At 37.5% G+C, this 4,228-nt stretch carries 8 protein-coding genes, 1 tRNA gene and 1 pseudogene; 5 read left to right on the top strand and 5 right to left on the bottom strand.

The window, feature by feature from the left end:
• Both CBG25_RS08295 and CBG25_RS08290 read right to left on the bottom strand, forming a co-directional pair.
• Positions 1-182, bottom strand: a 182-nt coding sequence (locus CBG25_RS08295) for a hypothetical protein (protein ID WP_290604843.1), incomplete at its 3' end; no start/stop codon positions are given.
• Complete coding sequence (locus CBG25_RS08290; protein WP_290605959.1) at positions 160-882, bottom strand: Rha family transcriptional regulator; 723 nt, start codon at positions 880-882, stop codon at positions 160-162. The genes CBG25_RS08290 and CBG25_RS08295, both read right to left, overlap by 23 nt.
• Positions 883-1,278: 396 nt before the next feature.
• On the opposite strand from CBG25_RS08290, the gene CBG25_RS08285 reads away from it, so the two are divergent.
• Positions 1,279-1,686, top strand: a complete 408-nt coding sequence (locus CBG25_RS08285) for a hypothetical protein (RefSeq protein WP_290605957.1) — start codon at positions 1,279-1,281, stop codon at positions 1,684-1,686.
• Positions 1,687-1,696: 10 nt separating this feature from the next.
• Positions 1,697-1,772: transfer RNA gene (locus CBG25_RS08280), tRNA-Lys, on the top strand.
• Between the two features lie 13 nt (positions 1,773-1,785).
• Here the strand turns inward: CBG25_RS08280 and CBG25_RS08275 are convergent.
• Together CBG25_RS08275 and CBG25_RS08270 are read right to left on the bottom strand one after the other, a co-directional pair.
• On the bottom strand, positions 1,786-1,989 hold the full coding sequence (locus tag CBG25_RS08275; RefSeq protein WP_290605955.1) for a hypothetical protein: 204 nt from the start codon (positions 1,987-1,989) through the stop codon (positions 1,786-1,788).
• Positions 1,990-2,015: 26 nt separating this feature from the next.
• On the bottom strand, positions 2,016-2,612 hold the full coding sequence (locus tag CBG25_RS08270) for a helix-turn-helix transcriptional regulator (RefSeq protein ID WP_290605953.1): 597 nt from the start codon (positions 2,610-2,612) through the stop codon (positions 2,016-2,018).
• A 124-nt stretch (positions 2,613-2,736) separates the two neighbouring features.
• Here CBG25_RS08270 and CBG25_RS08265 point away from each other — a divergent pair, with 124 nt between their 5' ends.
• From CBG25_RS08265 to CBG25_RS08255, 3 genes are all read left to right on the top strand, one after another.
• Positions 2,737-2,955, top strand: a complete 219-nt coding sequence (locus CBG25_RS08265) for a hypothetical protein (protein WP_290605951.1) — start codon at positions 2,737-2,739, stop codon at positions 2,953-2,955.
• Between the two features lie 261 nt (positions 2,956-3,216).
• Entirely contained in the window at positions 3,217-3,384 is a 168-nt protein-coding gene (locus tag CBG25_RS08260) for a hypothetical protein (protein WP_290605949.1), read from the top strand.
• A complete protein-coding gene (locus CBG25_RS08255; RefSeq protein WP_290605947.1) occupies positions 3,377-3,874 on the top strand; it encodes a hypothetical protein in 498 nt (165 codons plus the stop codon). The genes CBG25_RS08260 and CBG25_RS08255 overlap by 8 nt, the downstream gene beginning before the upstream one ends.
• Before the next feature lie 142 nt (positions 3,875-4,016).
• Here CBG25_RS08255 and CBG25_RS08250 read toward each other — a convergent pair.
• Positions 4,017-4,228, bottom strand: a pseudogene (locus CBG25_RS08250) (hypothetical protein); the annotation flags it as partial.

The following is a 4,228-nucleotide window of genomic DNA, read 5'->3' as shown; positions in this document are numbered from 1 at the left end:
GAAGGTTCAACTAATCGCCATAGGTCTTTAGGGCGGAAACATCTACTTTTTAACCATCGGCTAACCGTGTCATGAGATAAAGGCGATGGGCTGACTTCTGATAACGCCAAACTAGAGTATCTTACACTGCTTACTTGCAAGAATATTTTATAGATATCTTTAATGCATGGATAACCGGACAAAATATGAACATCCTGATTTTTTCTTGTTTTTAAATTTATACTTCTTTTTTAGAGACTGCGAAACTCGTGACGTTATGTTTTTCATTTCAGCGCGGATATACTCTAATACCCGTTCGGCTTCTTCAACGTTATGCCCATCTTTTTTTAGCCAGGCTAAGAGGATATGAAGCGTATCCTTCTTAGGATAGTTGATAAAGTCATTGATGATATTGGAGAGGGTTTTACCTGTTTTGGGGAGGTGATATTCATGAATGGACTGACCAGCAGGAATAAAATCGCCTTCGTGGATAACTTTCTGTAATTTATCCACTAATGCAATGAGATCTTCTGAACTGGATAGATTGTTAATACTACGATAACGTCTGGCTATGAGTTCTGCTTCCATTCGGTCAAACTCAGCAATATAGGCTTCCCTGAACTGAGCGGCTTTTTTACCTGTAAATCCCATCACCAAGAAAATAAAGCCATTTTTTGTTATTTTATAGTAAGGTTGAGGTTTTCCATTCTGTAAGTTATTGTTTTTATAGCAAAGCTCAAAATTGAGCTTTGTAAATGCTAATGAGCAATCTAATAATTCAATACTGCGAATAACATTTTTATGCAACTTACCAAAGTAGTCTGCTATATCTAGTGATGTAGCAATGGCTTTGTTGTTGTGGATAGTAACTTTAGGGGTAATTGTAGATAGTTGAAGTGTCATGATGACCTCTCCGATAGTGAACTAGATTTACTCACCACCAAAGAGGTGCAAAACTCATATTGGCGGTGAACTGAACAGGGTTTGCACTACCGGGTTCACCCTCCGGCCAGCCTTACGGCTGCCCCATCCAGCCCACCATTGATTATGATGTACGGAAGTTATACAACAAAAAACACGCTCGCGGCGTGTATTGTCGCGGTGAATCTCTCGGCCGGGTACAAATCCCGACACCAGATTAGCTGGTGTACATTAACTATGGCGCATCATTTAAGAAAAGTAAATATACCAGTTTGTTTATGCATTAGGAAGGAAATAAACAGAAAAGTTAGCATACCATTTTGGTAATGAAAAAGATTAGTTATTACGTTATACTACTTAAAAATAGGAGGTGTATTCATGGGACAGGTTGCATTTGATACACAAGAATTTGTCGAAACCTTAGAAAAAGAAGGGTTGCCAAAGAACCAGGCGAAAGCAATTTCTATTGCTGTGCGTAAGTCACATGAGGCGGTTGATGTAGCGACTAAAGCTGATATTGTTGAAGTAAATCGTAATATTGCAGATGTTCGTAAAGACATGGAATTCCGTTTTGAGAAAACGGACGCTCAAATCGCTGATGTCCGAAAAGACTTATCTGCTGAAATAACCAACGTCCGCAAAGATATGGAAATAATCCGCAAAGACCTACAACTTGAAATGTCGGGTATTCGTGCTGAGCAAAAGTTAATTCGCTGGATGTTAGGTGCGGGTATTCTGGGTATCCTTTCTCTTGTGGTAAAAGCTTTTTTGATGCCTGCGCTGTAAAAGGTATTATGGGTTATTAGCTCAGTTGGTAGAGCAGTGGACTCTTAATCCATCGGTCGCAGGTTCGAGCCCTGTATAGCCCACCATCCATTATTTTATTCATCCGTCCTTGCTCGTTGGTGCCTTTTCCTGAGCAGCAAGTATCTCCTCAAATTTATTGATCGATTTCTTATCGTACCGAAGAAATTCAGCCTGTTTGTTACTGTAAAAGCATTTATCACGGTACATTTCACTGTATTCTTCAACATCCATCCTATTATCGTTAGTAATACGCTTAATTTTATTGACTGGGAGACTAAACATATTATCAAATCCATTCAGAATTAGTGTTATTTCCCGTGATATTTATGAATGACAAACTCGATAAAATCCTGAATTTCTTCTTTTGCTGACCAGTGTAATTCAGCAAATTTTTTATGGTCATATTTCAGGACGTTATTATCATCAGGGGGCAACATTAACTCATACGGTTTACGCCCTAAAGCTTTTGCTATGGCTTCAAGGCTATCTATGGTTGCACTCGCTTCATTTTTAACAATACGGTTGATGGTTGACTGTCCCAGTTTAGATTTTACTGACAGTTGTGCTTGAGATTTTACGCCATCAATCATCATAAATGTGGTGAGATTATCGCTAACGATTTTACCGATAACGGTGTTTGCTCGCTCTGAACTCGTCTCTTGAAGATTCCCACCAAGATGATCGGAATCCATCCAGTATTTAGGAAGACGGGTGATATATTCTATTTTCCGTGCGATGGGATCGCTAATATCCCGATGGCTCTTTAAATCTGAAGAGGATAAATAGCGGGAAATAACATTAGGGGCGCATTCTAATTTCTCAGCTAGTCGATTTTGTTTTCCCTCATAATGTTTTTCTAAAATATAGACTAAGTTGTCACGGCGTATATCACGAATACTTTTCATCGTTCATGTTCTCTCGTAAATTACTGTTTAATCTGTTTATATTAATTAAACATAATATAACCTTTACGGTAAACGAAAAAAATGTTTATAATATTTCTTATGTTTATTATTTTGAGGATGTATGATGTCTTTTAACTTTAAATTATTCTGGAATAATCTAAGCAAAGCAGAACGAGAAGCCTTTTCTAAGAGTGCGGGTTTGAGTGAGCAATATATTGCTGTTCATTTGAGATATGCTAGAAAGGGTCAGCGATTACCAACAATAATGAAATTACATAAGGCATGTAACAAGTTTGGGGAAAAGGTGACATTCGAGCAAGTTGCTAATTATTTTGTAAAATAATTGTTTAATTTTATTGAATTTATTTTTTTGATTACAATAATAAACAGTTATTCATATAAGATTAATTATTTTTATTTCCTCCTCATTTTAACTAATATGTCGGTGATAAATAAAGATAAGGACGAAGATAATTAGCGAAAAAACAGAATACAAAGTGCTCATTCAGGCTTTGTTATTGCAATAAAGGAAGCCTCAAAGGCAGTCACCAATGAGGCTGGAATCATGAGCTTAATTAAAGAGGTAATAACGGAGTAATTATACATGAAAAATCAATTTTATTGTAGTGCTGTACATAAAAATATCTTACGCGACAGCGTTAATCGTTCTTTTACCGCATTGGCAATCAAAAAACTGAGGGAAGCCTTAGAAGATGCGAAATTGCGTCTTGAACATCGCAGAGTGATCACTGGAGGTGATAGTCATGAGTAATGTTGCTTATGCTGATTTTAGCAATAGTAGAAAATTAAACCAAAGAGATTCAACCGTGAGCAATGGCACAAAGGGTCATATTGCAATATTTCGTAGCCTCTTATCATCCCAGTGGTCACTCAACGAGACTAAGTTAGCCTTGTGGTTAAGATTGTTATCAAAAGCCTCTTATAAGCCGACTACTGTTAATTTTGGTGGTAGAGAATGGTATTTAGGTGTGGGTCAGCTTGTCACAAAATTTAAGATTTTAGGGGGTGAACTGAGAGACAGTCATAATAAACCGAAAAGTGAGTCACAGGTCAGAAGATTATTAGAATTTTTCAAATCAGAAGGAATGTTAACTTTTTCTGGCGATCGTAACGGTACCGTAATCACGATTACAAATTATGCACTATATCAAAATATCGCCCCCGAAGGAAAGTGCGGAGGTTTAAATCCCAGTAATGACGAGGCTTTAGTTACCGTCTTGAAAGTCAACCTTAAACACTAAAAATAACCCATGGTTATATTCCGCTTCCTCGTCCGTTAGCTTGCTCTCGGACTCCTGTGAGCGGATAGAGTTAGCTTAGAGGAGGTTTTGTCGCTTAAAGCCAAAACTGAGTTTGCGTTATCATCACGAGTTTCGCAGAAAACTAATTTGGGTACGCTAATAAAACACGGATGTGCTCAGCAATAGCATTTTTGATTACGTCCCAATTTTGTTGATAAAGGATTATTTTTTCAGATATACGACGTTTATGTTGTTCAAACCACGCAGAAATAGCGAGAAAAATATGATTTCTTTGCGCTCGGCTCGTGCGAGCCTGACAGCGTTCAATACCACAATTTTGTTTAACTTCTCGAT

Origin of the sequence: Arsenophonus sp. ENCA, assembly GCF_002287155.1 — a bacterium.
Lineage (GTDB): Bacteria > Pseudomonadota > Gammaproteobacteria > Enterobacterales > Enterobacteriaceae > Arsenophonus > Arsenophonus nilaparvatae.
This window is presented reverse-complemented; position numbering and strand designations above follow the sequence as displayed.